Below are 4,753 nucleotides of genomic sequence, written 5' to 3'. Positions count from 1 at the left end.
GTGCCGGAACTGGTCGACGCCATCAACGAGTACATCGCTCACCACAACACCAACCCCAAGCCGTTCATCTGGACCAAGAGCGCTCGCGACATCCTACAGAAGGTCATTCGTGCCAACCGCCGCTTACTCATAGGTCAGAAATATAGCGGACAGACGGATGCCTGAAGAATGAGCGCACGAGCTTCGGGTTGCGTCCAATTTGTGCAAGCTGCTCGTAAATTCGCGGCCCCAGCTTTTCGCCTTTTTGCAAAGGACGTCGGGCGACGCCGTTGCGCTTGACGTGACTCCACACTAACTCATCTGGGTTGAGATCCGGCGCGTAACCGGGCAGGAAGTGCAGGGTCAATTTTCCTTGGGTGCTGGCGACGTAATCCTTGACGATGGCTTTCTTATGCGCTGGCAATCCGTCGACGATCAGATGCACCGCCTTCTTTCGATTGAACATCAGTTTCTTGAGCAGCGTGACGAACAACTCGCCGCTGAGCCCGCCTTCGTACGTCGCAAACCAGAAGGCACCCTTCGAATTCACGGCGGACGCCGCGCTCATGCTTTGCCGCTGGCCCGGCCGCTCGACAACGGGCGTCTCGCCGCGCGGCGCCCAGGTCTTGCCATGTACCGAGTCGGCTCGAAAACCCGATTCGTCCCAGAAAAAGATATCAGTCTTCTGCTCACGAGCCTGCTTGGCAATGGCCGGATACGTGTCGTGCCGCCAGCGATCGATTGCCTCCGGATCGCGCTGGTAAGCGCGCTGCAGTGGCTTTTGCGGCGTCAGGTTCAGGCGTGCCAGCATCCCACCGATCGATGCCAGACTCAGCGTCACGCTGAACTTTTCCTGCACCAGTTCGCGAACCAGGTTGCGTGTCCACAGACCGAAATCGAATCCATACTGCGTCGGATTCTTGCCGTTGATCCAGCGCAGCACCCGCTGCTCCTGCGCAGGCGTGAGCGTGCGCGGGCGACCCGTGCCTTTGGTCGAGCGCAGCGCCCTTACACCACGGCCGTGCGCCTGGGCGCGAATCTTGTATGCCCACGACCGATTCATCCCGAACGATGCCGCGACATCATCCAGATGCTCCCCCTCAGCCATGCGTTGCACTGCCAGGATGCGCACCTCTTCAAGCGTGTTGTGCGCCAGGCTGCGGCCGTCACGTTTCATGAGCGCCCCCTCAATGACTATCGTGCGTATTCCGGCCGATCGTGACCGGCGATTCCGGCATCGTGACCGGCGTTTCCGGTTTATCGTGACCAGCCGTTCCGGCGATCGTGACCGGGCCGCCGGAGAGGCATCTCACCGCTGACGTGGTGGCATCCGGCTTGCAATGAACCGGGTGGGGGTGTTGCGTATTGTTCAACCCAGGCTGTGGATAACCTTCTGCGTTTTTACACGGAGAAGCGATGCCCAAGCCCCCCATGACGATACGCATGATCAAAGACGTGTTACGACTCAAGCACGAGTCCGGACTGTCGCACGCCAGCATTGCTGCGGCGCTGCAAGTCTCCAAAGGCGTGGTGTCCAAGTATGTGTCACTGGCCGCTGAGGCCGGCATGACATGGGAGCAGCTACGCGATCTCGATGAAACAGCGATTGCCGCGCACCTGCTGCCCAGCGCACGCGCCAGCGCCTATGTGCCGCCGGACTATGCTCGCATCCACCAGGAACTGCGGCGCAAGGGCGTCACACTGACCCTGCTGTGGCAGGAATATGTTGAGGCCCATCCCGGCGGCAAGACCTATCGCCACACGCAATTCTGCGAGCGCTACCACGCATGGGCCAAGAGTCTGAAGCGTTCAATGCGCCAGACCCACAAGGCCGGTGAGAAGCTGTTCGTTGACTATGCCGGACCGACCATCGCTGTGGCCGACGGCGGCCGCGCCCACGTGTTTGTTGCGGCGCTCGGCGCGTCCAGCTACACATTCGCCTGCGCCACGCCGCGCGAGACGATGGTGGACTGGATCGGCTCGATGGTGCGCGCCCTGAGCTTTATCGGCGGCAGCCCTGAACTGGTCGTGCCAGACAACCCGCGCGCCTTGATTGCCAACGCCGACCGTTATGAGCCGTGCGCTAACGAGACGGTGTTCGACTTCGCGCGCCATTACGGCACCTCGGTGCTCCCTGCCCGTGCGCGGCGTCCGCAGTAAGGAGTAGGTTTCACATTGTACCTTGTTCGGTAGTTGGAGCGGCGATGAAGGTAGGTGGCGCTGCCTTGCGTCCACCAGTGCCCCTGACAATGGTGACATTGCCAAGGGGTTCGTAAAGGCATCTGTGATCATGCCCGTAAACTTGTCGACGTAGAAGCCCTTGCCGGCCCCACTGATGGATTGTCGTTGGGCTCACCTTGAGCTGTGCCGCGAGTTCGGCGCCCGTCAGTAACCCGCGGGACCGAAGCCGCTCATACCGGCACGGGATTCCGTAGGTGGTCCGCACCAATGCCACCTTCTTTGCGGTAAATGCCTGGTGCTGCCAATTCGCATATCCCAGTTCGTTGAGTCGTTTGGCAACCTCCTGATCCGTACACGTTTCCAGGAGCTGGTCGATAAGAGCCACAACCGCCGGTGGGGTCTTGCGCACCAGCGCAATCGGCTTGGGCCTGTCCACCACCAGCGAAGTTGTCCTGCCGCCACGGAAGCGCACGTGGATCGATACCTTCTCCGACTTTACAACGGTGACATCTTCGATGAGCAGACCGAGCATGCGCTTGCGATCGACGGGCTCAATTCGTTCGTTGTTCCAGACAGCGGCAAAGTCGTCGGCCAATGCCAGAATCCGTGCACGAGCTTCATCACCGAGTAAGGTCCGATCGGACTGGTGTTGGTGGTCATGTTCTTGCTGCAAGACGTCCAGTCTTCGAAGGCAGGAGTTCCAGTCGGCTTCGAGCGCATCAGCTACCATCCGATTTGCCGGATCGACACTCATGTAGCGTCGTCGCGCGAATTCGGCCTCATACCGCACGCGCTCCAGTTGTTTGAGGCGTATGGCGGCGGCCTGTTCTATACGCCCGGCTATCTCGCCTTCAACTGCCAGCGCAACTTCGATGGCCGCGGGCCCGACGGTTTCGAGCAGCAACGCGCTAATGACGTCGTCAACTGGGCGCCCACGTATCGACTGACAGGGCTTGCCAGCTTGATGCGCAACCGCATCGTGGCAAACGTAGTACGGTTCGAGTTTGCCACCGACCGCCTGATACCGGACGCGCATGCGCCTGCCACACACGCCGCAGATTACCCGACCTTGCAACAGACCCACGCCTTCACGGGGCATCGTGCCTCGCGCAAGATGACCGAAGCCGGTTGCGCTCTGCTTGAGTGTGAGCTGATTACGCTCATATTCCTCCCAGTCGAGGTAACCCGCGTGAGCGTCGCGGATCAATACCTGCCATTCGGACTGTGAGACCTTTAGTTGTGTGCTCGTAAGGTCGGCCTTGCGACCCGTTCGTGTCCGCCCGTAGACGAAGGCCCCGGCGTATCGCGGGTTGTGCAAGATCTGTAAGACTCGGGATGTATTCAATTCGCCCCAATGCACTTCACCCTTGCCGATACCCCGGTGAATCCGGCGCGGGAAGACCCAACCCTCGCGACGAAACCGGCGCACCACCATGCTCGCTGAGTGGGTCTGTCGGTACGTGTCGAATACCAGCCGCAGGCTCGATTGAATCTGCTGGTCGGGGTCGAGTACAACCGATCCGTTCGGATGGTAGACCAGCCCAATCGGAAGCGGTAGCTCAAGCTCTCCACGTCGAGCCTTGTTTCGTATTCCACCCTGCAGCCGCGCACTCAGCACGTGCAGCTCGGCCTCACTCATGGTCCCCTTCAGGCCCAGCAGCAGGCGGTCGTTGAAGTATGCGGGGTCATAGATTCCGTCTTCGTCGATTAATGGTTGGCCAACCATTAATCGACAAGTATAGGGGTAGGAAACGGCGAGCGCCGTCCCCTCCCTCCGAACCCGGTGTGCGGTTTTCCCGCGACGGGCTCTCCAGTCAGTTGTTTCCACATCGGGATTGGCGCGCCAATTGATGAGCCTCGTGCATCGTGAACAGCCCAAGATTGGCGAAGAAGGCATTTGGCCATCGAGAATGATCGCGAAAGCATCGACCCTGACCTGGACGATGAAGCTGTCGGCGCAGGATCGCTCGCAGACGGCGGCGCACAAAGCCGTCGACCGACGAGAAGGTGTATCGGTGGGCATGCCGGAAGTAACCGAACCAGCCACGCAGGATCGGGTTGATCGAAGCGATGATGCTCTCGATCGAATCGCCCCGGTGGCGCTTGGTCAGGGCCCGAATTCTATCCCGCAGCCCCATGAAACTCTTCTTGCGCACCCAGCGTTGGCCCGCCTCGAACCGGTAACCCAGAAACTCGAACCCATGACCCTCCAACCGACAGTCCCCAATGTGAGTCTTGTCTGGATGCAGCGTCAATCCGTTCGCGCCCACCCATGCCCGCATGCGAGCAAGGGCGGCTTCCGCTTCCTCACGCGTGCGGCATAACACCACGGCGTCGTCCGCGTAGCGCACCATCACCAACCCTGCCTGGCGCATTTCTACGTCAAGCTCGTGCAGGTAGAGGTTCGCCAACAGAGGGCTAATAACCGCCCCCTGAGGACTCCCAGAAGTGGGCGTCCAGCGCGTCATGTCTTCCATGATGTCTTGCTTGAGAAAGCACTGGATGAGGTCCAGAACTCGGCGGTCTGCAATTCGCCCAGCTAATTTCGCGAGAAGGGGGAGGTGTGGGATCGAGTCAAAATAGCTTTGCAGGT

At 60.3% G+C, this 4,753-nt stretch carries 3 protein-coding genes and 1 pseudogene; 1 reads left to right on the top strand and 3 read right to left on the bottom strand.

Annotation, left to right across the window (positions count from 1 at the left end):
* Nucleotides 1-127: 127 nt before the first annotated feature.
* Complete coding sequence (locus tag A3A5_RS0112840) at nt 128-1,156, bottom strand: IS630 family transposase (RefSeq protein ID WP_018310975.1); 1,029 nt, start codon at nt 1,154-1,156, stop codon at nt 128-130.
* A gap of 239 nt (nt 1,157-1,395) precedes the next feature.
* On the opposite strand from A3A5_RS0112840, the pseudogene istA reads away from it, so the two are divergent.
* Nucleotides 1,396-2,136 (top strand): annotated as a pseudogene (gene istA / locus A3A5_RS38430) (IS21 family transposase); the annotation flags it as partial.
* Between the two features lie 13 nt (nt 2,137-2,149).
* Here istA and A3A5_RS38425 read toward each other — a convergent pair.
* Together A3A5_RS38425 and A3A5_RS0112825 are read right to left on the bottom strand one after the other, a co-directional pair.
* Complete coding sequence (locus A3A5_RS38425; protein ID WP_232431333.1) at nt 2,150-3,799, bottom strand: recombinase family protein; 1,650 nt, start codon at nt 3,797-3,799, stop codon at nt 2,150-2,152.
* Nucleotides 3,800-3,974: 175 nt separating this feature from the next.
* Nucleotides 3,975-4,753 (bottom strand): reverse transcriptase domain-containing protein (locus A3A5_RS0112825; protein ID WP_018310972.1); only part of this gene is annotated, 779 nt, incomplete at its 5' end.

The organism is Cupriavidus sp. UYPR2.512, from assembly GCF_000379565.1.
Taxonomy (GTDB): Bacteria; Pseudomonadota; Gammaproteobacteria; order Burkholderiales; family Burkholderiaceae; genus Cupriavidus.
The sequence above is the reverse complement of the archived record's forward strand: the minus strand, read 5'-3'. Positions and strand labels throughout refer to the sequence as shown.